A 26,379-nucleotide genomic window follows, 5' to 3' on the forward strand; every position below is an offset into this window, starting at 1 on the left:
CTACAGCCGGGTCCGGAACAACTCGAGCGTGCGCGCCCACGCGGTGGCGGCGGCGGCCGGGTCGTAGGTCTTCGGGTGGTCGTCGTTGAAGAACGCGTGCGACGTGCCCGGGTAGTCGTACAGCGTGACCTCGCCACCGGCCAGCTCGATGCCGGCCCGGGCGCGCTGCGGCCCCTCCGCGGCGGACAGCCCGTCCTCCTCCGCGCAGTGCACGATCGCGGTCTTCCCGGCGTAGTTGTCCCACTTCGGCGCCATCCGCTCCCACGGGACCGCCGGGTAGAAGCCGGCCGTGGCGACGATCCGGTCGGAGAGCGTAGCGGACCAGAGCGCCAGGCTGCCGCCCATGCAGAAGCCGACCGCGCCGATCTTCCCGCTGGTCTCCGGCAGCTCCGCGAGGTAGTCGGCCGCGCCCGCGATGTCCTTGCCGGCCTGGTCGATCGCCAGGCCCATGAGCAGTTTGACGGCCTCGTTCGGGTACGTGGTCTGCTTGCCGTGGTAGAGATCCGGCGCCAGTGCGACGAAGCCGGCCTCGGCGAAGCGGTCGGTGAGCGCGGTGATGTGCTCGACCAGGCCCCACCACTCCTGGATGACGATCACGCCCGGTCCGGTCCCCGACGCGGGTCTCGCGAGGTAGCCCTCGCTCGTACCCCCGTTGCTGCGATAGCTCACCATCGAGCCCATTGGCCGCCTCCAGTCACCGTTGGCTGGTCACACAGAGTCACTACTCAAGTCAGCTGAGTAGTGCTGGCCAGCCTGCCATGACGACCGCGTCGACGGGAAGAGTGGAGAACAGCACACGGCGCCGCCCCGCGCGATGCGGGACGGCGCCGTGGTGGCGGGTGCTACTTGTCGGTCAGGCAGAGAACGTAGTACTCGTTCTCCGGGGCTTCCATCGGCCAGATCATCGAGCCGGACTGGCCCTCCTGGATGAAGTCCATGCAGCGCTCCTCCTCCTGGGCCTGGAGCAGCGTCAGGTTGTCCACCCGGCCGACGATCAGCGACTGCGCGTCGGCGCTGTTGCAGTCCACGATGCCGACGTCGACCTGACGGTCCGTCTCGCCCTCGGCCAGCTCCGGGAGCTTGCCGACGCACTCGCCGACCTTCGCGTCCTTGGTCGGGTCGGTCGCCAGCGCGTTCGCCGCCGCACCCACGCCCAGGCCGAGCACAACCTTGATCAGGATGCCGACCGCGACCACGCCGACCACGCCGAGGATGCCGGCGAGCTTGCCCTTGCCGCCGCTCTTCTGCGGCTCCTGCGGCGGCGGGGCGTAGCCCGGCGCGCCGAACGCCGGCGGCTGGCCGGGAGCGCCGAACGCCGGCGGCTGGCCCGGGGCGGCACCGAAGCCGGCCTGGCCGTCCGAAGCGGCACCGAAGCCCTGCTGCGGCTGGCCCTGCGGCACGCCGGGCGCGGCCGGGGCGCCGAACGCGGGCGCGCCCGGAGTGGAGGGCTGCTGCGGCGGCGGGAAGCCGGCAGGCTGATCAGTCACGATTCCGATCCCCGTTTCGATCTGGCATGCCGGCCGGAACCGGCACGAATGCAAGTGCATCGACACGGTACGGGTCCGGAGTCCGCCGTCCCGCCCCTCGACCGGATGATCGTCGCGGCCGAAGGGGCAGGATCGGGTGACTGAAAGTCGTACAGCCAACGATCAGATCACTTTCAGGAGGCGGACGGTGACGGCTCCCCGGACAGGCTCGCCGACGGCGCCGCATCCGGCTCGGCCGGCACCGCGCCGGGCACGGCCGGGACCACCGCGGCCGGCTCCGAGGACGCCGAGGGCGTCGGGAAGGCCGGGACCTGGAACGGCGCCTGCCCTGGGCAGTGCGGGTAGAGCGTCTGGCCGGTGAACGCCCGCTCCGGGCCGCACCGATTCCAGCCCAGCTCGATCGGCCGGCCGTTCTGGTCGAACAGGCGCACGTCGGTGAGCAGCCGACCGTTCCGGTCGTAGACGTAGACGTCCTCGACCTCCGCGCCCGCCGGTGCGTAGCTGGTGCCGTACGAGTCGATCATCTGCTCCGTCGTGGACCGGCTGTCCACCTGCCAGAGCAGCACGAACGCCCAGACCGCCAGCATGCCGCTAGCGGCCCGCAGCAACCGCCGCGGGTTGCGGGGCAGCCCGGCCGACTCGCGCCGGCCCACCCAGACCGAGCCGAGCACGAACGCGAACAGCAGGAACACCGCCATCGGGAAGCTGCCGTTGACCCGCGGCAGCACGCCGGGCGGGTCGTTGCTGACCAGCACGGCGACGAACATCGCGATCAGGTAGCCACGCAGCAACCACCACGCCGGGCGCAGCAGCCGCAGGAAGTCGCTGCCCTGCTCGTACCCGAGGAGCGTGCCGGCCCGCCGGTTCACGTCCGCGCCGCGGTCGCGCAACCGGTGCGCCACCGTGTCCAGCCGCGCCCGCAGCGGCACCCGGCCGCCGTTGACCATGCCCATCGCCACCCGCAGCTCGGCCGCGTAGACCTCCGGTGGCCCGAGCCGCCGCACCAGCGGCTCGCCGCTCTCCGCGCGCACCTCCGCCAGGTGGCTCGGCAGGTCCTCCAGCAGGTCGTCACGCTGCCGCGACGGCAGGTCGGAGAGCGCGGCGCGGACCGCCTCCACGTAGTGCCTGATCTCCAGGTCCTCGGTGACGCTCATCGGTGCGCCAAACCCCCGCTCAGCAGATCGTCCATGGTGGAGGCGAAACCTTCCCATACCTTCGCCGAGCGGGCCAGCTGGTCGCGCCCGGCCTCGTTGAGGGCGTAGTACTTGCGGTGCGGCCCCTCCTCGCTCGGCACCACATAGGCCGTGAGGAGCCCGGCCTGGAAGAGGCGCCGGAGCGTCCCGTAGACGGACGCGTCACCGACCTCCTCCAGCCCGGCCGCCCGCAGGCGGCGGAGGATGTCGTAGCCGTAGCCGTCCCCGTCCCGCAGCACTGCCAGCACGGCCAGCTCCAGCACTCCCTTGAGCAACTGGGTCGTTTCCATGCACCGCAGAGTATTCCGCAATGCGTAATAGATGAAGCGCCGTGGCATCCTCGGTGTGTGGCCGACCTTGATCTGCGACACCTCAGGTACCTCATCGCCGTGGCGGAGACCGGAAGCATCACCCGCGCCGCGCAGCGGCTGATGCTGACGCAGCCGGCGCTGTCCCGCGCGCTGCGCGCGCTGGAGCGGATGGTCGGCACGCCGCTGCTGGTGCGCGGCTCGCACGCCACCACGCTCACCGCGGCCGGGTCGGAGCTGCTGATGGACGCGTACGACCTGGTGGAACGCTCCCGGGTCGCGCTCGCGCGAGCTCGCGGGACGGAGACGCTGACCGTCACCGCGCCCGCCTGCGACGTGCTGGACGTGGCCGCGGCGAGCCGGGCCTTCGAGGAGAAGCACCCGGACATCCAGGTGCACATCGAGCCGCGCGACTGGCTCGCGCCGGAGGTGCTGCGCGCCGGGGCTACGGACGTCTCGATCCTGCGCGACTCCTTCGACCGGCACGGGCTGGACGTCGAGCCGCTCGCGGCCGAACCGCGGATGGTCATCCTGAACGCGGGCCATCCGCTCGGCGGCCGCGACCGGCTCACGCTCGCCGACCTGCGCGACGAGACGTTCACCTACTGGCCCGGTATGTCCGATGCGGAGGCGGCGCACTGGACCGGCGCCGACGTCGACGGGCACCCACGCCGGCAGAGTCTCCGGATCGGTTCCGTGACCGACGTGCTCGCCGCGGTCGCGCTCGGCCGCGCCGTGGTCTACGCGCACGGCTCGACGCTGTCGGAGCGGCTGCCGGGCATGCGGGCACTGCCGGTCGAGGATCTGTCCCCGAGCCGCCTGGAGATCGGCACGCCGGCCCGGCACGCCGGGCCGGCCGGCAAGCTGTTCGTGGAGCACATGCTGGAGTGGGCTGCCCGGCCGGCATGATCGGCCCTGCCCGATCGGCATTACCGGCCACGCCGCGCCGCTGCTGGAATGAGTACATGCAAGATCATGAAGTAGTAGTCGTCACCGGCGCCAGCTCCGGTATCGGGCTCGCCGCGGCCGAGCAGGCGGCGGTGCGCGGGTCCCGGGTGGTGCTGATCGGCCGCACCGAGCGGCGGCTGGCGGCGGCGGTGGACCGGGTACGGGCGGCCGGGCACGGGCGTGAGCCGGGACGGTTCCTGGCCGACTTCGAGCGGCTCACCGAGGTGCGGAACCTGGCGGCACACCTGCTGGACACGTACCCGAGGATCGATGTGCTGGTCAACAACGCGGGCATGCACGTGCCGTCGCACCGGCTCACCGAGGACGGGAACGAGGCGACGGTCCAGGCGAACCACCTGGCGCACTTCCTGCTCAGCAACCTGCTGCGGGAGCGGCTGCGCGGTGGCCGGATCATCAACACCTCGGTACGGCCGGCGCTCAACGCCCGGATCGACCCGGACGACCTGAACACGCCGGCCGCGCGCTACCACGGCGTGCCGGTATACCAGATGACGAAGGCCGCGAACATCCTGTTCGCCATGGAGGCGGCGCGGCGCTGGCCGGACATTCTCAGCGTGAGCTTCCACCCCGGCCTGGTCCGCACGAACGTAGGCGAGGGCACGCCGTTCGCGTACGTCTTCCGGTACGCGCCGTTCCTGATCAGCCCGGAGCGGTCCGCCGCCGGCATGGCTCCGCTGATCACCACTCCGGTGGCCGATCTGCGCAACGGCAGCCTCTATGCCGGCGGGAAACCGCAGCGGCTGCGCGGCACGACGTTCAACCCGGACATCGCCGCACGGCTCTGGACCACCTCGGAGAACGCGGTCCGACGGCTCAGTTGAGACTCCACGCGATGCCGTCGAGAATGTCGTGCTCGCTGGCGACGACGGAGGAGATCTCGGCGCGTTCCATGATGGTGCGGAGCACCATGGCACCGGCGCCGATCACGTCCGCGCGGCCCGGGTGCATGACCGGAATCGCCAGGCGCTCCGCGCGGGTGGCGGCGAGCATGTCCGCGGTGACCTTGGCGACCTCGTCGTAGGTGAGGCGCGCGTGGTGGATCCGGGCCGGGTCGTACTCGGTGAGACCGCGCGCGATCGCGACCACGGTGGTGACCGAACCGGCCAGGCCGACCAGCGTCTTCGCGTCCCGGCCGGGCACGGCGGCGAGCGCGCGGTCGACCTGGGCCGTGATGTCCGCCTGGGCCGCCTCGATCTCCGCGGCCGTGGGCGGGTCGCCGTGCAGGTGGCGCTCGGTCATCCGGACGCAGCCGATGTCCACCGAGATGGCCGCGTCCACCTGGCGGCCGCCGACCACGAACTCGGTGGAGCCGCCGCCGATGTCCACCACCAGGTACGGTGCGTGCGCGCCGGGCGGCAGGCCGTGCACCGCGCCGGTGAAGGAGAGGTGCGCCTCCTCGTCTCCGGTGACCACCTCGGGCGGCGTGCCGAGCGTCTCGGTGACCATGGCGCGGAACTCGTCCGCGTTCTCCGCGTCGCGGCTGGCGGACGTGGCGACCATCCGCACCCGGTCCGCGCCGAACTCCGCGATCGCGGCCGCGTAACCGGCCAGCGCGACCCGGGTGCGCTCGATCGCGGCGGGCGAGAGGCGGCCGGTCCGGTCGACGCCCTCGCCGAGCCGGACGATCTCCATCCGCCGGGTGACGTCGAGCAGCTGGGCGCCGGGGCCCGCGTACGACGCCGGAAGGTCGGCGATCAGGAGACGGATGCTGTTGGTACCGCAGTCGATCGCGGCTACGCGTGCCATGGGCTCAGCCTACGTCGGACAGGTGCACCAGCATCCGGGTGTTGCCCAGGGTGTTCGGCTTGACCCGCTCCAGGCCGAGGAACTCCGCGACACCCTCGTCGTAGGAGCTCAGCAGCTGCTCGTAGACCGGGGACGGCACCGGCGCGCCGTCGATCGCCCGGAACCCGAACGAGGCGAAGAACCCGGTCTCGAACGTCAGGCAGAAGACCCGGGAGACGCCCAGGTCGCGCGCGGTGTTGAGCAGCTCGGTGACGATCCGGTGGCCGATCTTCTGGCCGCGGCACGCCGGGTCGACCGCGAGCGTGCGGATCTCGGCCAGGTCCTCCCACATCACGTGCAGCGCACCGCAGCCGACGATCGCGCCGTCGGCCAGCCGCTCCGCGACCCAGAACTCCTGTACGTCCTCGTACAGCGTGACCGTGGGCTTGCTGAGGAGGCGCCGCTCGCCGCTGTACGTGTCGATCAAGGCCCGGATGCGGCGTACGTCGGCGGTCCGGGCGCGGCGTACCGCAACATCCATACGGCCAACCCTACTGGCTCCGTCCGACCGACCCGGCGACCGGCACCGATACCGCATCCTCGTAGACATGACCCGCGCCCCGGCCGTCGCCGCCGTCGCCGTGCTGGCACTGACCGGCTGCGCCGCGCAGGCCACCGGCGCCGGTGGCCGCGGACTGACCGAGGTGCTCGACCGGCTCGGTCAGGCGTCCGCGGAGACGTACACCGCGGTCTACGCGCTCGGCACCGGTGAGATGGCCACCGTGGTGAGCGCGCCGCCGCGGACGGCCACGATCAGTGGCGACGACCGCCTGGTGGTCGGGCCGGACGGCGTGACGCTGTGCGAGGACGGCACCTGCTCGCGGCCGCCGGGCGCGGCGGACGCACCCGGCGGCACCGGGATAGTGACGACGGAGCAGGTGCGCGCGATGGTCTCCGCGGCGGCCCACCTGCCGGGCGTGGACGTGGCCGTCTCGACCGCGACGTTCGCCGGGCGGGAGACGCTCTGCGCGGACGTGCACGGCATGTCGGACTTCACCGTCTGCGTCACCGAGGACGGCATACTGGCGTCGTTCCGCGGCGACGGTGAGATCACTCTGGAGCTGACCCGGCTGGCCGAGTCGGCGGACGCGTCACTCGTCGCTCTGTGACGGCGCCACGCACGGCCCGTCGGTCCACCACGGGCCGATCATCTCGGCGGCCTCGTCGCCGAACGGGTTGACGCCCGGGCCGGCACCGAGCGCGTGGCCGAGGTGCACGTGCAGGCACTTGACCCGGCCGGGCATGCCACCGGCCGAGACACCGGCGATCTCCGGCACGTCGCCGATCGCCTCGCGCCGCTTCAGGTAGTCCTCGTGCGCGGCCCGGTAGCGCGCGGCCAGGTCCTCGTCCTCGGCCAGGCGCGCGGACATCTCCTTCATCACGCCGGCCGACTCCAGCCGGCTGATCGCGCTGGTCGCGCGCGGGCAGGTCAGGTAGAAGAGCGTCGGGAACGGCGTGCCGTCCGCGAGCCGGGGCGTGGTCTCCACGACGTCCGGGTTGCCGCACGGGCAGCGGTGCGCGACCGCGCGGGTGCCGCGGGGCGTGCGGCCGAGCTGGGCGGCGACGGCCGCGAGATCCGCCTCGGTGGCTTCTTCCCGATGAGGCGGGTGGATTTCCTGCGTCACTTATTTATTGGCTTCCTGGATGCTGGACCACAACGTGTCGTACCACTTGTCGGGCGTCTCGGACGGCGCGGACGGGATCCCGCCCCCACCCGGGGCGGCACCGGCATCCTGGTTCATCACGATCAGCAGCGTCTCGTCGGGGTGGGCGTAGTAGAAACGATTCCGGACCTGGGTCCGCACGTACTCGTCGTCCTGCCACTTGTCCACCAGCTCGCTGAGTTCCCGGATCCGTTCGCGCTGCTCGGCCTGGGACGCCTCCATCGCGGCGATGTCCGCCTCCTGCGACAGATAGAGCCGCACCGGGTACGTGTACGCCAGCGCGAGCGCGATCAGCACCACGATCAGCACCGCGGCCCGGCCGGTGTAGCGCCGGGGCTGGGTGGCGGTGGTGCGCTTCGCGGCACCGGCCGCCGCCGCGCGCCGGGCGGCCGCGGGACGGCTGGCGGAACGCCCGGTCTCGGTCGGCCGGGGCTCGCGGACGATGCTGGCGTCGCGGATCGCGGTGCGGGCGCCACGCGCGCTCCGGGCGGGCGAACCGGCCCGGCGCGTCGGCCGCGTGCCGTGCCCGCCGCGGGCAGGCCCCTGACCGCCCGGCGATCGCCGTTGCGTCACGACACCCGCTCCATCGCTACATCAGCTCCCACTGCCCCCGCCGTACCCATTCTCACGCTAAGCAACCATGACGGGCGCGAGGGCCGGAGGCAAATCCACGGGATTTTTGATCAGATACTGCAAACCCCTGGCGGAAAGTGCCCCCGGCCCTTGCGACCTACGTGGGTACCGCGTGACTCTGAGTTACTTGGCGGCCTTGTAACGCGGGAACGCGCCGGCACCGGCGTAGCGCGCGGCGTCCGCCAGCTCCTCCTCGATACGCAGCAGCTGGTTGTACTTCGCGACGCGCTCGGAGCGGGCCGGGGCACCGGTCTTGATCTGGCCGGAACCGACCGCGACCGCGAGGTCCGCGATCGTGGTGTCCTCGGTCTCGCCGGAGCGGTGGCTCATCATCGACTTGAAACCGTTGCGGTGGGCCAGCTCGACCGCGTCGAACGTCTCGGTCAGCGAGCCGATCTGGTTCACCTTCACCAGCAGCGCGTTCGCGGCCTTCTCGGCCACGCCGCGGCCCAGGCGCGTCGGGTTCGTGACGAACAGGTCGTCGCCGACGATCTGGATCTTGTCACCGAGTGCCGCGGTCATCGCGGTCCAGCCGGCCCAGTCCTCCTCGTTCAGCGGGTCCTCGATGGAGACGATCGGGTACGTCTCGACCAGCTTCGCGTAGTAGTTGATCATCTCGTCGGAGGACTTGGAGCCACCCTCGAACGTGTACGCCCCGTCCTTGTAGAACTCGGTCGCGGCCACGTCCAGCGCCAGCGCGAAGTCGGTGCCGAGCGAGTAGCCCGCCTTCTCGATCGCCTCGGCGATCAGGTCCAGCGCGGCGGCGTTGGTCGGCAGGCTCGGCGCGAAGCCGCCCTCGTCGCCCAGGCCGGTCGCCAGGCCCTTCTTCTTCAGCACGGACTTGAGCGCGTGGTAGACCTCCGCACCCGAGCGCAGCGCCTCACGGAACGTGGACGCGCCGATCGGGGCGATCATGAACTCCTGGACGTCGACGTTCGAGTCCGCGTGCGCGCCGCCGTTCAGGATGTTCATCATCGGCACCGGCAGCAGGTGCGCGTTCGGCCCGCCGAGGTAGCGGAACAGGCTCAGCTCGGCCGAGGCCGCCGCGGCCTTGGCGACCGCCAGCGAGACGCCGAGGATCGCGTTCGCGCCCAGCTCGGACTTGTCCGCGGTGCCGTCGATGTCCAGCATCTTCTGGTCGATCAGGCGCTGCTCACTGGCCTCGTAGCCGAGCAGCTGGTCGACGATGCGGTCCTCGATGTTCGCGACCGCCTTCTCGACGCCCTTGCCCAGGTAGCGGCCGGCGTCGCCGTCACGCAGCTCGAGCGCCTCGAACGCGCCGGTGGAGGCGCCGGACGGGACAGCGGCGCGCGCGATCGTGCCGTCGTCCAGACCGACCTCGACCTCGACGGTCGGGTTGCCCCGCGAGTCGAGAATCTCCCTGGCGACAATTCCCTCGATGGTGGCCATTTTGTCGTGTCGCTCCTTGAGTTGTGATTGCCGGCCCGCGTACAGGCTGTGTCTGCCGGCCCGCCGGCGGGACCTGTGAGCCGAACCCCCGATCGCCGCCACCCTGCGGCCGACCACGACGCTGAGCCTATCCATCCGGGCGGGGGCGCCGCGTGCGAGGCCGGGGAAAACCCTCAGGGTGCCGCGCGGGAGACCGATGGGTGAACGTGAGTTTTCCCTCCCCCGGCATCAACGAGCGGGTCGAGATCACGGTGAAGCGCGGCGGCACGTACCGCTCCCGCGTGGAGGATCTCGACGGCGCGCTCCTCTCGCTGGCCGCGCCGCTGGACCTGCTGGTCACCGACGTACCCGACCCCGGCATGGAGCTGACGGTCCGCTGGATCGCGGGTGAACGCGGCCGCTACGCCGCCGACGCCGTGATCACCCGGATCGTGCACGGTCACGTCAGCACCTGGGTCGTCGAGATCACCGGCCGCCCGGCGATCGAGCAGAACCGCGAGTACGTCCGCGGCGGCGGCGGCGAACCGGTCGAGCTGACCGTCGGCGAGGACGGCGAGCCGCACCGCGGCGAGGTCATCGACGTCAGCGAGCGCAGCATCAAGGCGGTCTTCAAACGCCTGGACATCGCCGCGGGCGCCGAGGTCTCGCTGCGCGTTCTGCTCGAGTCCGAGCAGATGACGCTGCACGGCACTGTCTACCGCGTCGTCGACCAGGCCGCCACCTCCGAGGTCCAGGTCGTCCTGATGCTCGACGCCGACGAGTCCCAGGCCCAGGCCATCCGCCGGCACGTGATGAACCTCCAGCGCCTGGCCCGCGCCCGCGCCCGCGACCACGCCTGACCCCTTCGTCCGATATGCCGCGCCGCGGGTGTGGAGCGCGGTGGTGGACTGGTGAAGGGGTGTTGCGTCGCGTCGGGATGGGGAGCGCGGCGACGGTTGCATGGTTTGTCCGGTGTTGTGCGGGACCGGCTCCGGGGCGGGCGGGAAGCGGAGTGCCAGCGGAGTCTTCGCGCCCGGCGGGGTTTGCCCGCGGGAGCATGCGGGCCGCACCACGCCGGGAGCGGGAAACCGGAATGGGATGACTCAGCGCCGTGGGAGCAGGCGGGCCGCACGGTGCCGGGAGTGCGGCTCAGACGCCCAGCAGCGTACGGAGGTGGCGCGGGGACGGTGAGCCGTGCGCGAGCATGGCGTCGTGCCAGGTGCCGAGCGGGACGGACGGTGGGCGGGCGGCGGCGATCGCGGAGACCTCGGTGTAGCCGACGAAGTAGGTGGAGAGCTGGGTCGAGGTGAGCAGCAGGCGGCGCCACTTGCCGGCGGCCTCGCCCTCCTCCTGGAACGCGCGGCCGGTCATCATCCGCATCGCGTCCGTCTCGGACAGGTCCTCGCAGTGGACGAGCTGGTCGAGCACCGCGTTCATGGTCATTCGGAGTTGCATCTTGAGCTGCTGCATGCGGACCGGCAGGCCGCCGAAGCCGTGGTCGGCCAGGGACTCCTCCGCGTGCACGGCCCAGCCCTCGACGAACGGGTCGGACCAGCCGAGCGAGCGAACCCGGGTGTTGCCGCGGTAGCGGCGGGCGTGCGCGAGCTGGACGAAGTGGCCGGGCATCGCCTCGTGCACGGTCAGGTTGCGGACCATGTGGTGGTTGTACTCGCGGTAGAGCGACTCGACCCGCTCCGGCGACCAGTCCGCGGGCGCCGGTGCGATGCAGTAGAACGTGGGCACGTCCGCGGTCTCCATCGGGCCGGGCGGGTCGCAGTAGGCGACGCTGACGCCGCGCGCGAACTCCGGCATCGCCTCGATCACGCACTCGTCGTCCGGGATGGTGACGATCCCGTGCGTGCGGACGAAGTCCGTGGTCTCGGCCATGGTGACCCGGGCGAAGTCCACTATCGTGTCGTTGTCCGGCCGTTCCTCGGCCAGCTGGGCCAGCGCGCGGCGCACGGTCTCGTCGGTGGCCGGCCCGCCGGTCAGCTCCGCCGCGGTCTCGCGGATCCGCTCGCCGATCCGCTCCAGGTTGTCCTCGGCGCGGCGTAGCACCTCGGACGCGGACAGCTCGGTGTCCAGCGTGTGCCAGAGCCGCGCCTCCCACTGCCGCCGGCCGAGCCGCGGCGAGCGGCCGTCCGCGTCCAGGCCGCGCAGGTGGGCGGCGAACCCGTCCAGTTCCTCGGCCGCACGGGCGGCCAGCGGCGTGATCCGGCCGGCCAGCGACGGTTCCTCGGCCAGCAGCGTGGGCAGCTCGTCGCGGATCAGGCCGGCCGCACCGGCGAACTGCCCGGCCGCGGTCTCGACGTGCACCCGCGGGCAGTCGTGCAGCACCGCACGCGCGGTGGCGACCGCGTCCGGCACCGCGGCGAGCCGGCCGGCCAGCGACTCCAGCCGCGCCGCGACCGGCGCGAACCGGCGGGCCATCAGGCCGTGCAGCAACGGGCCGGGGTTGTGCAGCAGCGGGTTCCACTCGTGCTCGCGGATCTCGGTCAGTTCCAGCAGCCGCCGCTCGACCATGGTGGTCAGGATCGCGTGGTCGACCTGGTCCTCCGGGTCGAGCCCGTCCACGTCCAGCTGGGCCAGCGCGTTGCCCGCGTCGATCAGCATCGCGGTGCGTTCGGTGACCGCACCGGCCGAATGGTCCGGCAGGCGGTCGTCGTGGGTGTGGTCCCCGGCGTAGAAGGCGGTGACCGGCTCACTCGCGAGGATCGCGTCGACGATGCGCTCGGCCACGGGCACGAAATCCGACATGACGATCAATCTAACCGCCGGACCCCGGCTCATGCGGTATCCCGGGCAGAGGGGCAGGCCTCGTGCGACGCACCACCCGTCGCACGAGGCCTGCCGGAGAGGCCGGCCTGACCGGTACCGGCCGGCCTCGGGTCTTCGGGTCAGCCGGCCTGCGCGGGCACGGCCGGGCGCACCGACTGCGGCGTGTCCGGGGCGGACGAGCGCGGCCGTACGTGCGAGCGGTTCTTCCCCTGGTTCTGGGTGCCCGGTGGCGGCGGCGGGACCGGCCGTTTCGCGTTACCGGCCGAGCCGTTCGAGCCGGCCGGGAGGGCCTCGGTGAGCGTTCCGGGCAGCAGCCGGGCCGGCGTGCCGGTCGGACGGACCTTGTGGACGAACGCGTGCCGCGCCGCCGCGAACCCGGACCGGTCGTCGAAGATGTCGTGGCTCATCTCGGCCAGCTCGCGCACCTCGTGCACGCCGAGCGGCCGGCCGGACGTGAGCGCCCGCGCCTTCCGGTGGCGCATCCGGCGGTTGAGCTGCGGTTCGGCGTATCGGGCGGCGAGCTCGGCGAGCCAGTCCGCGAACGCGTCCGGGTGCCGCGGCCCGACCTCGTCCAGCAGGCCGATCGCGCGTGCCTGGCCGGCGTTGACCGGTAGCTTCTCGGTGAGCAGCCGTTCCGCGCGGACCACTCCGACCCGGCGCGGCAGCGTCCAGGTGTGCAGCTCCGATCCGTACAGGCCGATGTCGTAATAGGGGTTGAGCACGATGTCCTCGCGCCCGGCGACGACGTCCGCGCCCAGGCCGAGCATCACGCCGCCGGCGCCCGCGTTGCCGGGGTAGGCCGCGATCACCACCTGCCGGGTGCACTCGATGATCTCCGTACAGACCGCGTTGATCGCCTTGATATTGGCCCAGGCGGCACCGGCCGGGTCGGTCGCGGCCGTGATCTGGTTCAGGTGGATGCCGTTGCTGAACGCCTCCGTGCTGCCGCGCAGCACCAGCACCCGGGTGTCCTGGCCGGCCGCGTGCCGGAACGCGCCGAGCAGCCGGCGGCACTGCCCGGTGGACATCGCACCGTTGTAGAAGTCGAACGTGAGCCAGCCGACGTCCGCGGTCCGCCGATATTTGATCTGCCGGTAGGCACCGGGCACCTCCGCCTCCGAACCCAACGGCAACGGCGCGTGCGGTACGCCGTGCAGCCGCCGGCCGAGGACCACCGCGGCCGGCAGCTTGATGCCCCGGGGCCAGGTGCCGGCCGGGCCCGCCGCGTCCGTGCGCGGCTCCGGGTCGGCCTGGCGCAGGTGGCCGAGCCACACGCTGCCGTCGCCGGTCGCCACCATGACCGCGCCCTGCCGGCGGCACAGCACGGTGCCCGGCGGCGCACCGGCCGCGGTGCCCGGATGCACGTCGTACGCGAAGACCGGCAGGCCCAGCACCTCGGTGCGTACGCCCGGTGCGCCGTCCGCGGCCCGGATCCGCCGGATGATGCGCTCGCTGCCCTCGTCCCATCCGAACGCGCGGTCGGACTGGCGCATCAGCGGACGCGGACGCGCGTTCGGCACCTCGTGCGGCATCCGCTCGGCCGGTACCGGCCGGAACGCCGGGTCGGCGGCCTTCGCCATCACCTCCTGCACGCAGGCGACGGCCGCGTCCGCGACCGGGCCGTTGTACAGCGCGGACTTGCGCGGCGCGGCGCTGGCCAGCCGGAAGATCCGGGTGGCCCAGATCGGCCCGGCGTCCATCTCGGCCACCGCCTGCAGCGCGGTGACGCCCCAGTACGGCTCCGCCTCGGTGATCGCCCAGTCGAGCGAGGACGGTCCACGGTCGCCGACCGGGCCGGGGTGAATGATGATCGTGCGCCACTCGGACCAGATCTCGGCCGGCACCCGGTGCGTCAGGAACGGGCAGAGGATCACGTCCGGGCGCGCGCCGCGGACGCCCTCGATCATGTCCCGTTCGCCGGTCGCGAGCAGCACACCGACCTCGTGTCCCGCCTCCCGGAGCGTGCACCAGACGCGCTGGCTGAGTCCGTTGAAGGCGGAGACGAGCAGCAGTACCCGCACCGTGTGGTCCTCCTTGCGTGGTGGGGTGGGTTGTGCAGCCGGTGATCCCCCTCGAGACGAAGTCTCCCGGGTGATCGGGGCCCGGCCCGAGAGACCTTGCAAGGGCTCCGAGCTGCCGGGCCGCACACCCGGTGCGACGGGTGGGACACCGCCACCAACGGATTCAGCCGAACTCCGGACCCGCGCTCGGACGCCCGTCCCACCGCTGATCCACGGGACGGGCCGGGGATCGGCGTAGTCTGGATGTCGTACCCCCCGTCCAGACTGGGCGCGGGGTAAACGCCGTGCTGTCTTACGGGGGATGTGCAATGAAGCTCGCCGGCCTTCTTCCCGCCGCGCTCGCCGACGGTGGCCTGGCCCGCGCCCGCGATCTCGCCCGCACCGGCGGGCCGGAGGCGGCCGAGCTGGGGCTGACCGCGCCGGCGCCGCTGCGGCCGTTCATCGTGGCGACCGTCGCGGCCGCGGTGAAGTCCGGCGGTGCCGGGCGCCCGGTCCTGGCCGTGACCGCCACCTCGCGCGAGGCGGACGACCTGGTCGACGCGCTCGGCTGCCTGATCCCGGCGGAGCAGGTGGTGGCGTTCCCGGCCTGGGAGACGCTGCCGCACGAGCGCCTCTCCCCCCGGTCGGACACGGTCGGCAAGCGGCTGGCCGTGCTGCGCCGGCTCGCGCACCCGGGCGAGGCCGGCCCGGTCCGGGTCGTGGTCGCGCCGGTCCGGTCGGTGCTCCAGCCGCAGCTCAAGGGCCTCGGCGATCTGGAGCCGGTGGTGCTGCGGCCGGGCGGCGAGGCCGGTCTGGAGGAGACCGTCGAGCGGCTGGTCGACCTGGCGTACGCGCGGGTCGACCTGGTCACCAAGCGCGGCGAGTTCGCGGTGCGCGGCGGCATCCTGGACGTGTTCCCGCCGACCGACGAGCACCCGTCACGCGTGGAGTTCTGGGGCGACGAGGTCGAGGAGATCCGCACGTTCGCGGTGGCCGACCAGCGCACCATCGAGCCGGCCGCCGAGCTGTTCGCGCCGCCGTGCCGGGAGCTGCTGCTCACGCCGCACGTGCGGGAGCGCGCCGCCGCGCTGGCCGCCGCCCACCCGGAGCTGGGCGAGATCCTGTCCAAGCTGGCCGAGGGCATCCCGGTGGAGGGCATGGAGTCGCTGGCCCCGGCGCTGCTGGACGGCACGGACAGCATGGAGCTGCTGCTGGACTGCATGCCGCGGGACACGCACGTGCTGCTCTGCGACCCGGAGCGCATCCGCACCCGGGCGCATGACCTGGTCCGTACCAGCGAGGAGTTCTTGCAGGCCAGCTGGGCTGCGGCCGCGGTCGGTGGCGAGGCTCCGGTCGACGTCGGCGCGGCGGCCTTCCGCAGCCTGTCCGAGGTGCGCGCGGAAGCGGCGCGGCTCGGTCAGCCGTGGTGGTCGGTGTCGCCGTTCGGGCTCGACTCCACGACGGCGGAGACCGCGCCCTGGGAAGACGAGGTGCGGACCGAGGTCACGCCGGACGCCGGCGACGACATCGCGCTGGCCGCGCAGGCCGCGCCGCTCTATCACGGCGAGACCGGTCGGCTGGTCGACGACCTGAAGCGCTGGTCCGGCGACGGCTGGTCGGTGGTGCTGGTCTTCGAGGCGAACGGCCCGGCCAACCGCGCGGCCGAGGTGCTGCGCGACGCCGGCCTCGGCACGATCATGGCCGACGGGCTGGAGACCGCGCCGGCCGCCGGGCAGATCACCATCGTCTGCGGCGGACTGAACCACGGCTTCGTCGACGAGCGCGCCCGGATCGCGGTGGTGACCGGCAACGACGTGACCGGTGGCCGGGGCGCGACCACCAAGGCGATGGGCAAGATGCCGTCCCGCCGCCGCAACACGATCGATCCGCTGGAGCTGAAGGCCGGCGACCACGTGGTGCACGAGCAGCACGGCATCGGGCGGTACGTGGAGCTGGTCCAGCGGAAGGTCAACGGCGCCGACCGCGAGTACCTCGTGATCGAGTACGCCCCGGCCAAGAAGGGGCAGCCCGGCGACCGGCTGTTCGTGCCGACCGACCAGCTCGATCAGCTGTCCCGCTACGTCGGCGGCGAGGCGCCCACGCTGCACAAGATGGGCGGCAGTGACTGGCAGAAGGCGAAGGCGCGGGCGAAGAAGGCGGTCAAGGAGATCGCCGCGTCGCTGATCCAGCTGTACGCGGCCCGCCAGGCGCAGCGCGGCCACGCGTTCGGGCCGGACACGCCCTGGCAGCGCGAGCTGGAGGACGCGTTCCCGTACCAGGAGACGCCGGACCAGCTGGCCGCGATCGAAGAGGTCAAGCACGACATGATGCAGCAGGTCCCGATGGACCGGCTGATCTGCGGCGACGTCGGCTACGGCAAGACCGAGATCGCGGTTCGGGCCGCGTTCAAGGCGGTGCAGGACGGCAAGCAGGTGGCCGTGCTGGTGCCGACCACGCTGCTGGCCCAGCAGCACTACAACACGTTCGCGGAGCGGATGTCGCAGTTCCCGGTGGAGATCCGGCAGCTGTCCCGGTTCCAGACGCCGAAGGAAGCGGAGCAGACGCTGAGCATGGCCGCGGAGGGCACCGCGGACATCGTGATCGGTACCCACCGGCTGCTCTCCGCCGCGGCCCGGTTCAAGCAGCTCGGCCTGGTCATCGTGGACGAGGAGCAGCGTTTCGGCGTCGAGCACAAGGAGCACCTGAAGACGCTGCGGGCCAGCGTGGACGTGCTGACCATGTCGGCCACGCCGATCCCGCGCACGCTGGAGATGGCGATCACCGGCATCCGGGAGATGTCCACCATCGCCACGCCGCCGGAGGAGCGGCATCCGGTGCTCACGTTCGTCGGCCCGTCCGACGAGAAGCAGATCGCCGCCACCATCCACCGTGAGCTGCTGCGCGACGGCCAGGTGTTCTACCTGCACAACCGGGTCGAGTCGATCGACCGGGCCGCGCGGAAGCTGCGCGAGCTGGTGCCGGAGGCACGGGTCGCGGTGGCGCACGGGCAGATGTCCGAGGAGGCGCTGGAGCGGGTCATGGTCGGCTTCTGGGAGAAGGAGTTCGACGTCCTGGTCTGCACCACGATCGTCGAGTCCGGCATCGACATCCCGAACGCGAACACGTTGATCGTGGAGCGCGCCGACCTGCTCGGCCTGGCCCAGCTGCACCAGATCCGCGGCCGGGTGGGCCGCGGCCGGGAGCGGGCGTACGCGTACTTCCTCTACCCGCGGGAGAAGCCACTGACCGAGCACGCGCACGAGCGGCTGGCCACCATCGCGCAGCACACCGAGCTGGGCGCCGGCATGTACGTGGCGATGAAGGACCTGGAGATCCGCGGCGCCGGCAATCTGCTCGGCGGCGAGCAGTCCGGGCACATCGAGGGCGTCGGCTTCGACCTCTACGTGCGGATGGTCGGCGAGGCGGTACAGCAGTTCAAGGGCGAGCGGCCGGAGGAGGTCCAGGAGGTCAAGATCGACCTGCCGGTGGACGCGCACCTGCCGCACGACTACATCGGCGTGGAGCGGCTCCGCCTGGAGATGTACCGCAAGCTGGCCGAGGCGCGGGACGAGGCGGCGCTCAAGGAGATCGTCGCGGAGATGACCGACCGGTACGGCGAGCCGCCGGCCCCGGTGCAGAACCTGCTGGCGGTGGCGCGGTTCCGGCTGGTCGCGAAGGCGTACGGGCTGACCGAGGTGACGTTGCAGGGCAAGCATGTGCGGTTCGCGCCGCTGTCGCTGCCGGACTCGAAGCAGATGCGGCTCAAGCGATACCACCCGGACTCGGTCTACAAGCACGCGACCGACCAGGTGAGCGTGCCGCGGCCGATGACCCGGCGGATCGGTGGCGAGCCGGTCCGCGACCAGGCGCTGCTGGACTGGTGCGCGCAGCTGCTCAAGGACGTGCTGGGCGAGCCGGTCACCGTCGGCGCGTCGTAGAGTGATCGGCTCGTCACATGATAGAGTGATCTCTATGCGACCTGCCCGTTATGTGGCTTTCGTCGGAGCGGTGGCGCTCGCCCTCACCGGCTGCGCCCAGCAGAGCCCGGCCGTGGCCGCCTACGTCGGCGACACGACGTTCACCCAGCGCACCGTGGACGCGATCTTCGAGGACGCGCGCGCCGCGTTCGACGCCGACCAGGCCACGCTGGTCGCGGGCGCGTCCGTCGCGCCCGGCGAACCCGGCGAGCAGCTGGAACGGCCCAGCCTGCCGATCACCCGGCGGCACGTGGTCGACCTGCTGCTCACGCTCGACCTCGGCCGCCGCGCCGCGGAGGCACGCGACCTGACCCCCACCGGCCCCGAGGTGCCGGCCGAGCTGGTCGAGTCCGTGCTCGGCGTGCCGGCCGAGACGCGCTACGTCACGCTCTACAGCGAGTGGTACCAGCTCTACGGCGCGCTCCAGGACGACGTCACGCCCGCCGAGGTCACCGACGAGCGGATGATGACCGTGTACGACGCGCTGGTCGACGCGCACGCGATCGACCCCGGGCTGTCCGTGCCGGTGGTCCGTGAGCAGTTCGGCGGCGGCGAGTTCGCCAGCCTCCCGCTGTCCGTCGCGGACCTGCTGCGCGACGAGGCGGAGAAGGCCGGCGCGGTGGTCAACCCTAAGTACCTGCCGGTCGGCGTGCCCATGATCGCGTCGGCCAACAACCAGTCGTTCCCGTACCGGATGCCGTACCTGTCCGGCCGGACCGTCGTCACGACCGGCTGATCCCCTGCGGCATGCTGGTCGGCATGCCGCAGATCGTCCTGCTCGTCACCTCACCGCGCCTGCCCGCGGGCCTGCTGACCGCCGACGCCTGGGACCTCGTCCGCAACCACCCGGTGCTCGCCTCCGAGGAGAACGCCCAGGTCCACGCACTGCGCACGGCCGGCGCGAACGTCACCGTGCTGGCACCGGACGCCGCCGTCACGCCGGAACCGGCCAGCACGCCGGGGCCCACCGGCGCACTGGAGGCCGGCACCACGCCCGGAGCCGCTGACCCGCCGGGGGCAGCTGGTGCCGCGGCGGTCACCGCCGGACGGGACTTCGCCGCCACGCCGGGACCAGCCGGGACGCCGGTGTCCGCCGCCGCGCCGGAACTCTCGGCCGCGCCCGGCCGTCATGCCGTGCCGGTCGCGGAGGCCGTGCTGGCCGCCGCGGTCGAGCACGGCACCGTGGTGTGGCTGGCCGGGCCGGCCGGTGACCAGGACATGGCACGCACGCTGGGACTGCGGCTGGCGCGCGAGCCCGGCCTGGCCGAGCTGGAGCTGCGCTACGGCTCGTGGGACCCACCGGGCGCGCGGCTGCTGGACGCGGTGACCGTGATCGACCGGCTGGTCTCCCCCGGCGGCGACCCGTGGAAGCGCCAGCAGACGCACGCCACGCTCGCGCAGTACCTGCTGGAGGAAGCCTACGAGGCCTACGACGCGATCGAGACCGGTGACCTGGAGACGCTGCGCGAGGAACTCGGCGACGTGCTGCTCCAGGTGGTGCTGCACGCACGCCTGGCCGAGGAGCTGCCCGACGACGCACGCTGGACCGTCGACGACGTGGCCGGCACGCTGGTCGAGAAGATGATCCGCCGCAACCCGCACGTGTTCGCGGACACCGAGGTCAGCGGCGTCGACGAGATCATCGAGAACTGGGAGCAGATCAAGCGCGCGGAGAAGTCCCGCGACTCCGCGATGGACGGCATCGCACTCTCCCAGCCCGCGCTCTCGCTCGCCGCCAAGATCCTCCAGCGGGCCGAGCGCGCGGGCGTCGCCGTACCGGTGCCGGACGCCTCTGATGATCTTGGTGTTGAGCTGCTGCGGCGGGTCGCCGCGGCCCGCGCGGACGGTCTCGACGCCGAGGCCGCGCTGCGCCGCGCCGCCCTGACCCACGCCGAGGCCATCCGCGCCGCAGAGCAAGAACGGAGATGAACCGATATTTCCGCTTCCGGCCACAATGCCGCTCGGACTAAGTCGATCATGCGCTCCGGCCCGGGCCCGCAGGAACGTCCGCCCGCGCCCTACCCGCCCGAGCCAGTCAGGAAGGCATCCGTGCCGGCCAGCGGGCGCGCGAGCCGGCCGGGTTCAGTTCCCCGGCCGAGTGGCCCAGGGCACCGGTCGCCGCCGGCGCTCCTCCGCGCCTGATCCGGGGCCCGCTCGACACCCCGCCCAGTGACGGGCAGAGCTCCCCACGCGGCGCACCGCCGACGCCCGCCGCGACAGCGCAGCCGGGCGCGGTGAGCTGCACGCCGCAGTGGAGAGAATCTCGGGCGTGGAACGCCCGGAGCGGGCACCCACGCACTGAGCGGGAGCGCACGTCGAGGCCCTCGACGAGGGACGATGCCGATATAGGAAAACTAGTCTTGATATGCGCGACACGGGCGGCCGAGCGGCGATCGCGAGCGAGGTGACGCTGATCGAGGGGCAGGAACGCCACGACGCCGCCACGGCCTCGCATAGGGTGGTCGTCGGGACCACAGCTTGAGACAAGGCTCACCACGGTGACCACAGCGCTACGCGTCGCCGATACGATCGCGCACAAGTCGGACAGCGCTGTCCTTCGTTCGCAGGGAAGGAGCGCTTTCTGTGACCGAACAGCTTTCCGGTGCAGGGCACAGCGACCACGACGGTCCGGACGCCGCACTCCGCGCCGATATCCGCCGGCTCGGCATGCTGCTGGGGCAGACCCTGGCGCGGCAGGAGGGCAAGCCGCTGCTCGACCTGGTCGAGGAGATCCGCGCGCAGGTGCGCACGGACGCGGACGCGGCGGCCGCCCGGCTGGCCGCCATGGAGGTCACCACCGGCACCCAGCTGGCCCGCGCGTTCTCCACCTACTTCCACCTGGCGAACATCACCGAGCAGGTGCACCGCTCGCGTGACCTGCGCCGCCAGCGCGCCACCCAGGGCGGCTGGCTGGACCAGGCGGCGAAGCTGATCGCGGAGGCCGGTGTCCCAGCGGACGAGATCGCCACCGCGGCCCGCCGGCTCGCGATCCGGCCGGTGTTCACCGCACACCCGACCGAGGCGTCCCGCCGGTCCGTGCTGACCAAGCTGCGCGCGCTCGCCGACCAGCTGGACGCGGAGCAGGCCGCCGCGGTGCTCTACGGCGCGACGGACAACGGTCCCGCGTCCCGCCGGCTGGCCGAGCTGATCGACCTGATCTGGCAGACCGACGAGCTGCGCCTGGACCGGCCGGACCCGACGGACGAGGCGCGCAACGCGGTCTTCTACCTGAAGGACCTCTACGCGGACGCGGCGCCGCAGGTGCTCGACGACCTGGCCGAGACGCTGCGCTCACTGGGCGTGGAGACGTCGCCGACCGCACGGCCGATCACGTTCGGCACCTGGATCGGCGGCGACCGGGACGGCAACCCGTTCGTCACGCCCGCCGTCACCCGGGACGTGCTGATCATCCAGCACGAGCACGGCATCCAGGCCACCGAGGCCGCGATGGACAAGCTGATCACCGAGATCTCGGTCTCCCGCCGGCTGCGCGGCGTCTCGCTCGACCTCTCCGCCAGCCTGGCCAAGGACCTGGACGCGCTGCCCGAGGTGGCGCCGCGGTTCCGCCGGGTGAACGCGGAGGAGCCGTACCGGCTGAAGATCCGCTGCATCAAGGCGAAGCTGGCGAACACCCGGAAGCGCCTGTCGCAGAGCACGCCGCACGTGCCGGGCCGCGACTACCTCGGCACCGAGGAGCTGATCGCCGACCTGGAGCTGATCCGCGCGTCGCTGGCCCGCAACTCCGGCCAGCTCACCGCGGTCGGCCGGCTGTCCTCCACGATCCGCAGCGTGTCCGCGTTCGGCATGCACCTGGCCACGATGGACGTGCGCGAGCACGCGGAGGCGCACCACGCGGTGCTGGCCCAGATGTACGGGCAGGTCGGCGAGGTCGGCGACTACACCACGCTGACCCGCGCGCAGCGCACCGAGCTGTTGGCCCAGGAGCTGACCGGGCGGCGGCCGCTGTCCAGCGCGGACACGCCGCTGACCGACGCGGCACGCAAGACGTTCGACGTGTTCGGCACGATCCGGGCCGCGCAGGAGCGGTTCGGCGACGACGTGGTCGAGACGTACATCATCTCGATGACGCTCGGGCCGGACGACGTGCTCGCAGCCGCGGTTCTGGCCCGCGAGGCCGGCCTGATCGACGTGCACTCCAAGCGCGCCCGGATCAACATCGTGCCGCTGCTGGAGACGCCCGCCGAGCTGAGCTCCGGCGGCCGGATGCTGGACGAGCTGCTGTCGCTGCCGGCCTACCGGGCGATCGTGAAGGCGCGCGGCGACGTGCAGGAGATCATGCTCGGCTACTCGGACTCCAACAAGGAGGGCGGGATCACCACCTCGCAGTGGGAGATCCACAAGGCGCAGCGCGCGCTGCGCGACGTGGCCGCGCGGCACGGTGTCCGGCTGCGGCTCTTCCACGGCCGCGGCGGCACGGTCGGCCGCGGCGGCGGCCCCACGCACGAGGCGATCCTGGCCCAGCCGTACGGCACGCTGGACGGCGCGATCAAGGTGACCGAGCAGGGCGAGGTCATCTCCGACAAGTACACGCTGCCCGCGCTGGCCCGGGAGAACCTGGAGCTGACCGTGGCCGCGGTGCTCCAGGCCACGCTGCTGCACACCAAGCCGCGGGTGCCGGACGAGAGCCTGGAGCGCTGGGACGGCGCGATGGACACCGCCTCGGCCGCCGCGTTCGCCGCGTACCGGCGGCTGGTGGAGAACCCGGACCTGCCCGCGTACTTCTGGGCGTCCACGCCGACCGAGCTGCTCGGCGCGCTGAACATCGGCTCCCGCCCGGCCAAGCGGCCGAACGCGGACGCCGGCCTCGGCGGGCTGCGGGCGATCCCGTGGGTCTTCGGCTGGACGCAGAGCCGGCAGATCGTCCCCGGCTGGTTCGGCGTCGGCACCGGTCTGGCCGCGGCGCGCGAGGCCGGGCTCGGCGACGTGCTCGACGAGATGTGGTCGGACTGGCAGTTCTTCCGGACGTTCCTGTCCAACGTCGAGATGATGTTGACCAAGACCGACCTGAAGATCGCCCGGCGGTACGTGGAGACGCTGGTCCCGGAGGAGCTGCAGCCGATATTCGCCACGATCGAGGAGGAGTACGCGCGGACCGTGCGCGAGGTCCTCGCGATCACCGGCGAGACCGGGCTGCTGGAGGGCAACCCGGTGCTGGCCCGCACGCTCGGGGTGCGCGACACCTACCTTGAGCCGCTGCACCACCTCCAGGTCGCGCTGCTCCGGCAGTACCGTGACGCCGGCTCGGGTCAGGCCGTGCCCGGTGCGCGCCGCGGCTACAGCGACGCCACCACGCTGGAGCGCGCGCTGCTGACCACGGTCAACGGCATCGCGGCCGGCATGCGCAACACCGGCTGACAAGATCAGGATCATCCGGGGGTACGGGGCCGAGCCTCGTACCCCCGGATGCTTCTCAGGGTATTGATCTTGCTTTTGCGGGTGGGTCCAGGGTTGATACCTGATCCCGGGGGTGCGCGGCGGGCCTAGGCTCATCACCGTGACATTGATCGCGACCCAATCCCTGACGAAGGTCTACGGCGGACGCGTCACCGCGCTGTCGGACCTGACGCTGAGCGTGGGGCCGGGCGTCGTAGGCCTGGTCGGTGCGAACGGGGCCGGCAAGTCCACCCTGATCAAGCTGCTGCTCGGACTGCTGGCACCGACCAGCGGATCCCTGCGCGTGCTCGGGCTGGACCCGACGACCCAGGCTGCTGACGTGCGTCGACGCGTCGGATACATGCCGGAGAACGACTGCCTGCCGCCGGAGCTGTCCGCGGCCGAGTTCGTGACCCACCTCGGCCGGATAAGCGGGCTGCCGCGCACGGCCGCACGCGAGCGGGCCTCCGAGGCGCTGCGCCACGTCGGGCTGTACGAGGAGCGCTACCGGCAGATCGGCGGCTACTCGACCGGCATGAAGCAGCGGGTGAAGCTGGCCCAGGCGCTGGTGCACGACCCCGACCTGCTGCTGCTGGACGAGCCGACGAACGGCCTGGACCCGGCCGGCCGCGACGCGATGCTGAACCTGATCGCCCGGATCGGCTCCGAGTTCGGCATCTCCGTGGTGGTCTGCTCGCACCTGCTCGGCGAGGTCGAGCGGATCTGCGACTCGCTGATCGCCATCGACGGCGGCAAGCTGCTCCGCTCGGCGGAGATCTCCACCATGACCACCAGCACGGACGTGCTCGCGGTCGAGGTCAGCGAGGGCACCGACGAGCTGGGCCACCGGCTGGCCGCGGCCGGACTGCCGCCGACCCGCGAGGGCCGGCTGCTGCTGGTGCCGCTCGGCGCGGAGCCGGACTCCGCCTACGACACGATCCTGGCCGCGGTCGCCGACCTGGACCTGCCGCTGCACCGTCTGGAGCAGCGCCGCCACCGGGTGGCCGAGCTGTTCGCCGCGAGGGAGGACGCCTGATGTCCGTCATCCACGACATCGGTTATCGCCGCTACCAGGGCCCGCGGCTGGGCCGGGGTGCGGTGTTCGCCGCGCTCTACGTGCACGGCATGCGGGCCGCGTTCGGGCTGGGCCGCACGTTCAAGGCGAAGATCTTCCCGTGGTCGGTGGCCGGCATCATGCTGGTCGTCGGCGTGGTCGCGGCCGCGGTCAAGTCGCAGACCGGCATGGAGCTGCTCACCTACGAGACGTTCCCGGACCAGATGAGCATGCTGCTCATCCTGTTCTGCGCGGTGGTCGCGCCGGAGCTGGTCTCCCGGGACCTGCGCAGCGGCGTGCTGCCGCTCTACTTCTCCCGGCCGCTGAGCCGCGCCGACTACCCACTGGCCAAGCTGGGCGCGATGATCAGCTCGGCGTTCGCGGTACTCGCCGTCCCGATGCTGATCATGTTTCTGACCGCGGCGTTCAGCGGCGACGGGATGGGCGCGGTCTGGGACGAGACCGTGGCGTTCGCGCCGGGCCTGGCGTACGCGCTGCTGTTCGCCCTGGTCTACAGCTCGATCGCACTGCTCGTCTCATCGTTCGTCAGCCGGCGCGCGGTGGCGGCCGGTGCAACGGTCGCGGTGTTCCTGGTGACCGCGCCGGTCGTCGGCGTGCTCGCGTTCTCCACCACGCAGACCGGCCAGCAGCTCTCGCAGCTGGCCAGCCCGTCCACGCTGGTCGGCGGCGTCGGCCAGTGGTTCTTCGGCCGCCCGGAGGGCATGCCGGAGGAGTTCGGCATCGGGTCGTTCGGCCCGCTCTACGGCGCGGTCACGCTGGCCCTGCTCGCGCTCTGTGTCTCGCTTCTGCTGGTCCGATACCGGAAGGTGGCCTCGTGACCACGGTGACCATGGACGGCGTGTCCCGCTGGTTCGGGAACGTGGTGGCCGTCAACGACGTGACGATGACGCTCGAACCGGGCGTGACCGGCCTGCTCGGCCCGAACGGCGCCGGCAAGACCACGCTGCTGCACATGATGGCCGGGTTCCTCGCGCCGTCCCGGGGCACGGTCACGGTCGGCGACCAGCCCGCGTGGCGCAACCCGGCCGTCTACCGGCACCTGGGCCTGGTCAGCGAGCGCGAGGCGGTGCACGGCTTCCTCACCGCGCACGAGTTCGTGCTGGCCAGCGCGCGCCTGCACAAGCTGCCGAAACCGGAGGAGGCGGCCGCGGCCGCGCTCGATCTGGTGGAGATGACCCAGTTCAAGGACCGGCGGATCGACACGTACTCCAAGGGCATGCGGCAGCGCACCCGGGTGGCCGCGTCGCTGGTGCACGAGCCGCAGGTGCTGCTGCTGGACGAGCCGTTCAACGGCATGGACCCGCGGCAGCGCATGCACATGATGGAGCTGCTGCACCGGCTCGGCGCCGCCGGGCGCACCATTCTGTTCAGCTCGCACATCCTGGAGGAGGTCGAGCAGCTCTCCGGCACCGTCCAGGTGATGGTCGCCGGCCGGCTGGCCGCGTCCGGCGACTATCGCGAGATCCGGCGGCTGATGTCGAACCGGCCGCACGTCTTCGCGGTCGCCTCCACCGACGACCGGCGGCTCGCGGTCGCGCTGATGGCGCAGCCGTCCGTGGCCGGTGTGGAGCTGGCCGCCACCGGGCTGACCGTGCGCGCGAGTGACTACGGCGGCTTCACCCGGGCGCTGCCCAAGATCGCGCTCAAGGAGGGGATCCGGGTCAGCCGGCTCACCCCGTCCGACGAGTCCCTGGAGAGCGTCTTCTCCTACCTGGTGGAGGCCTGAC

22 protein-coding genes are annotated in these 26,379 nt (G+C 72.2%); 11 read left to right on the forward strand and 11 right to left on the reverse strand.

The genetic code is table 11. The features are described 5' to 3' along the window. From J2S42_RS18285 to J2S42_RS18300, 4 genes are all read right to left on the reverse strand, one after another. Positions 1–681: a dienelactone hydrolase family protein gene (locus J2S42_RS18285; RefSeq protein WP_307240762.1), complete on the reverse strand. Its 681-nt coding sequence runs from the start codon at positions 679–681 to the stop codon at positions 1–3. 161 nt (positions 682–842) lie between these two features. Beyond that, a complete protein-coding gene (locus J2S42_RS18290; RefSeq protein WP_307240764.1) occupies positions 843–1,487 on the reverse strand; it encodes an LppU/SCO3897 family protein in 645 nt (214 codons plus the stop codon). A gap of 173 nt (positions 1,488–1,660) precedes the next feature. Further along, positions 1,661–2,641 (reverse strand): HAAS signaling domain-containing protein, encoded by a 981-nt coding sequence (locus tag J2S42_RS18295; protein ID WP_307240766.1) that lies wholly within the window; start codon positions 2,639–2,641, stop codon positions 1,661–1,663. After that, on the reverse strand, positions 2,638–2,970 hold the full coding sequence (locus J2S42_RS18300) for a PadR family transcriptional regulator (protein ID WP_307240767.1): 333 nt from the start codon (positions 2,968–2,970) through the stop codon (positions 2,638–2,640). Before J2S42_RS18300 ends, J2S42_RS18295 begins: the two co-directional genes overlap by 4 nt. 57 nt (positions 2,971–3,027) lie before the next feature. Here J2S42_RS18300 and J2S42_RS18305 point away from each other — a divergent pair, with 57 nt between their 5' ends. Continuing rightward, positions 3,028–3,897 (forward strand): LysR family transcriptional regulator, encoded by an 870-nt coding sequence (locus J2S42_RS18305; RefSeq protein ID WP_307240770.1) that lies wholly within the window; start codon positions 3,028–3,030, stop codon positions 3,895–3,897. Between the two features lie 56 nt (positions 3,898–3,953). After that, complete coding sequence (locus J2S42_RS18310) at positions 3,954–4,778, forward strand: SDR family NAD(P)-dependent oxidoreductase (RefSeq protein WP_307240772.1); 825 nt, start codon at positions 3,954–3,956, stop codon at positions 4,776–4,778. Here J2S42_RS18310 and J2S42_RS18315 read toward each other — a convergent pair. Beyond that, positions 4,771–5,703 (reverse strand): Ppx/GppA phosphatase family protein, encoded by a 933-nt coding sequence (locus tag J2S42_RS18315; RefSeq protein WP_307240773.1) that lies wholly within the window; start codon positions 5,701–5,703, stop codon positions 4,771–4,773. The two genes, J2S42_RS18310 and J2S42_RS18315, sit on opposite strands and share 8 nt — an antisense overlap. Positions 5,704–5,707: 4 nt before the next feature. Beyond that, positions 5,708–6,223 (reverse strand): amino-acid N-acetyltransferase, encoded by a 516-nt coding sequence (locus J2S42_RS18320; protein ID WP_307240775.1) that lies wholly within the window; start codon positions 6,221–6,223, stop codon positions 5,708–5,710. A gap of 67 nt (positions 6,224–6,290) precedes the next feature. Here J2S42_RS18320 and J2S42_RS18325 point away from each other — a divergent pair, with 67 nt between their 5' ends. Beyond that, positions 6,291–6,851, forward strand: coding sequence for a hypothetical protein (locus J2S42_RS18325; RefSeq protein ID WP_307240777.1), 561 nt, complete (start codon positions 6,291–6,293; stop codon positions 6,849–6,851). Here J2S42_RS18325 and J2S42_RS18330 read toward each other — a convergent pair. The 3 genes from J2S42_RS18330 to eno form a co-directional block, all read right to left on the reverse strand. Further along, positions 6,834–7,367 carry a DUF501 domain-containing protein gene (locus J2S42_RS18330; RefSeq protein WP_307240779.1) on the reverse strand — a complete coding sequence of 178 codons (534 nt, stop codon included), beginning with the start codon at positions 7,365–7,367 and terminating at the stop codon, positions 6,834–6,836. The two genes, J2S42_RS18325 and J2S42_RS18330, sit on opposite strands and share 18 nt — an antisense overlap. After that, positions 7,368–7,979 carry an FtsB family cell division protein gene (locus J2S42_RS18335; protein ID WP_307240781.1) on the reverse strand — a complete coding sequence of 204 codons (612 nt, stop codon included), beginning with the start codon at positions 7,977–7,979 and terminating at the stop codon, positions 7,368–7,370. A gap of 183 nt (positions 7,980–8,162) precedes the next feature. Beyond that, positions 8,163–9,449: a phosphopyruvate hydratase gene (gene eno / locus J2S42_RS18340; protein WP_307240783.1), complete on the reverse strand. Its 1,287-nt coding sequence runs from the start codon at positions 9,447–9,449 to the stop codon at positions 8,163–8,165. A gap of 206 nt (positions 9,450–9,655) precedes the next feature. Between eno and J2S42_RS18345 the strand changes: the two genes are divergently transcribed. Further along, entirely contained in the window at positions 9,656–10,288 is a 633-nt protein-coding gene (locus J2S42_RS18345) for a flagellar brake domain-containing protein (RefSeq protein ID WP_307240785.1), read from the forward strand. A 289-nt stretch (positions 10,289–10,577) separates the two neighbouring features. Here J2S42_RS18345 and J2S42_RS18350 read toward each other — a convergent pair whose 3' ends face one another. Next, positions 10,578–12,185, reverse strand: a complete 1,608-nt coding sequence (locus J2S42_RS18350) for a DUF885 domain-containing protein (protein WP_307240787.1) — start codon at positions 12,183–12,185, stop codon at positions 10,578–10,580. Between the two features lie 140 nt (positions 12,186–12,325). Beyond that, entirely contained in the window at positions 12,326–14,227 is a 1,902-nt protein-coding gene (locus tag J2S42_RS18355; protein ID WP_307240789.1) for an enoyl-CoA hydratase-related protein, read from the reverse strand. Positions 14,228–14,535: 308 nt separating this feature from the next. Between J2S42_RS18355 and mfd the strand changes: the two genes are divergently transcribed. The 7 genes from mfd (at position 14,536) to J2S42_RS18390 (ending at position 26,378) form a co-directional block, all read left to right on the forward strand. Next, positions 14,536–18,144: a transcription-repair coupling factor gene (gene mfd, locus J2S42_RS18360; protein ID WP_307240791.1), complete on the forward strand. Its 3,609-nt coding sequence runs from the start codon at positions 14,536–14,538 to the stop codon at positions 18,142–18,144. Between the two features lie 34 nt (positions 18,145–18,178). Further along, a complete protein-coding gene (locus J2S42_RS18365) occupies positions 18,179–18,919 on the forward strand; it encodes a hypothetical protein (protein ID WP_307240793.1) in 741 nt (246 codons plus the stop codon). Positions 18,920–18,942: 23 nt separating this feature from the next. After that, positions 18,943–20,112, forward strand: coding sequence for a nucleoside triphosphate pyrophosphohydrolase (locus J2S42_RS18370; RefSeq protein WP_307240795.1), 1,170 nt, complete (start codon positions 18,943–18,945; stop codon positions 20,110–20,112). Between the two features lie 738 nt (positions 20,113–20,850). Next, positions 20,851–23,559, forward strand: coding sequence for a phosphoenolpyruvate carboxylase (ppc, locus tag J2S42_RS18375; protein ID WP_307248833.1), 2,709 nt, complete (start codon positions 20,851–20,853; stop codon positions 23,557–23,559). Positions 23,560–23,698: 139 nt separating this feature from the next. Then, positions 23,699–24,613, forward strand: coding sequence for an ABC transporter ATP-binding protein (locus J2S42_RS18380; protein WP_307240797.1), 915 nt, complete (start codon positions 23,699–23,701; stop codon positions 24,611–24,613). Beyond that, positions 24,613–25,470 (forward strand): ABC transporter permease, encoded by an 858-nt coding sequence (locus J2S42_RS18385; RefSeq protein ID WP_307240799.1) that lies wholly within the window; start codon positions 24,613–24,615, stop codon positions 25,468–25,470. Before J2S42_RS18380 ends, J2S42_RS18385 begins: the two co-directional genes overlap by 1 nt. An 11-nt stretch (positions 25,471–25,481) precedes the next feature. Then, entirely contained in the window at positions 25,482–26,378 is an 897-nt protein-coding gene (locus J2S42_RS18390; RefSeq protein ID WP_307248835.1) for an ABC transporter ATP-binding protein, read from the forward strand. The last annotated feature ends 1 nt before the right edge of the window (position 26,379 follow it).

The organism is Catenuloplanes indicus, from assembly GCF_030813715.1.
GTDB lineage: Bacteria > Actinomycetota > Actinomycetes > Mycobacteriales > Micromonosporaceae > Catenuloplanes > Catenuloplanes indicus.

What these genes read in the sequence shown, in the direction of transcription:
- J2S42_RS18285 (WP_307240762.1), bottom strand. Translation starts at nt 681, where the DNA reads ATGGGCTCGATGGTGAGCTATCGCAGCAACGGGGGTACGAGCGAGGGC.
- J2S42_RS18295 (WP_307240766.1), bottom strand. Translation starts at nt 2,641, where the DNA reads ATGAGCGTCACCGAGGACCTGGAGATCAGGCACTACGTGGAGGCGGTC.
- J2S42_RS18300 (WP_307240767.1), bottom strand. Translation starts at nt 2,970, where the DNA reads ATGGAAACGACCCAGTTGCTCAAGGGAGTGCTGGAGCTGGCCGTGCTG.
- J2S42_RS18310 (WP_307240772.1), top strand. Translation starts at nt 3,954, where the DNA reads ATGCAAGATCATGAAGTAGTAGTCGTCACCGGCGCCAGCTCCGGTATC.
- J2S42_RS18315 (WP_307240773.1), bottom strand. Translation starts at nt 5,703, where the DNA reads ATGGCACGCGTAGCCGCGATCGACTGCGGTACCAACAGCATCCGTCTC.
- J2S42_RS18320 (WP_307240775.1), bottom strand. Translation starts at nt 6,223, where the DNA reads ATGGATGTTGCGGTACGCCGCGCCCGGACCGCCGACGTACGCCGCATC.
- J2S42_RS18325 (WP_307240777.1), top strand. Translation starts at nt 6,291, where the DNA reads ATGACCCGCGCCCCGGCCGTCGCCGCCGTCGCCGTGCTGGCACTGACC.
- eno (WP_307240783.1), bottom strand. Translation starts at nt 9,449, where the DNA reads ATGGCCACCATCGAGGGAATTGTCGCCAGGGAGATTCTCGACTCGCGG.
- J2S42_RS18350 (WP_307240787.1), bottom strand. Translation starts at nt 12,185, where the DNA reads ATGTCGGATTTCGTGCCCGTGGCCGAGCGCATCGTCGACGCGATCCTC.
- mfd (WP_307240791.1), top strand. Translation starts at nt 14,536, where the DNA reads ATGAAGCTCGCCGGCCTTCTTCCCGCCGCGCTCGCCGACGGTGGCCTG.
- J2S42_RS18365 (WP_307240793.1), top strand. Translation starts at nt 18,179, where the DNA reads ATGCGACCTGCCCGTTATGTGGCTTTCGTCGGAGCGGTGGCGCTCGCC.
- J2S42_RS18370 (WP_307240795.1), top strand. Translation starts at nt 18,943, where the DNA reads ATGCCGCAGATCGTCCTGCTCGTCACCTCACCGCGCCTGCCCGCGGGC.
- ppc (WP_307248833.1), top strand. Translation starts at nt 20,851, where the DNA reads ATGCTGCTGGGGCAGACCCTGGCGCGGCAGGAGGGCAAGCCGCTGCTC.
- J2S42_RS18385 (WP_307240799.1), top strand. Translation starts at nt 24,613, where the DNA reads ATGTCCGTCATCCACGACATCGGTTATCGCCGCTACCAGGGCCCGCGG.
- J2S42_RS18390 (WP_307248835.1), top strand. Translation starts at nt 25,482, where the DNA reads ATGGACGGCGTGTCCCGCTGGTTCGGGAACGTGGTGGCCGTCAACGAC.